At 18.4% G+C, this 510-nt stretch carries 1 protein-coding gene; it reads left to right on the top strand.

Features of this window, described 5'->3' with window-relative positions:
• On the top strand, positions 1–510 hold a 510-nt coding region (locus ABDH49_09390; protein ID MEN3047151.1), incomplete at both ends, for a hypothetical protein.

Here is a 510-nt window from a genome sequence, read left to right as displayed (position 1 = left end):
AAAAAAATTAAAGATATAATTAAATATTGGTTTGAAACTAGTATATATTTATATAATACAATTAAGGAAAAATTAAAAGCTACTTTTGATATACCAGAATATTCTAATTATTATTATTTAAAATATTTTAGTTTTAAAAATAAGGAGAAAAATTTTGGAACATTTGATGGATATACAACTAGAAATAAAAATATCCGTATACAAAGTAATGATTTTAAAAATAGAAAAGATTATAATAATTTATATGTTACATTAAATTTATTTATAAGACCTGAAGAAATTAGAGAAATAGAGGAATTATTAGAGAATATAACTAATTCCAATTATAATGAAGTTGAAGAATATTTTGAAAAATTTTATGAAATAGATATAGATAAATTTGAAAAACATTTTATGCGAGCATTTGAAGATATAATAAAAAATCAAAATCCTATTATACTAGATTCAAATGTTAAGGAATATTTTATGGATTTTTATGTAGCAGGATTTGATGAAGATGAAGGAATATTT

Source organism: Candidatus Hydrothermales bacterium, from assembly GCA_039630235.1.
In the GTDB taxonomy this organism is placed as follows: Bacteria; Hydrothermota; Hydrothermia; order Hydrothermales; family JAJRUZ01; genus JBCNVI01.
This window is presented reverse-complemented; position numbering and strand designations above follow the sequence as displayed.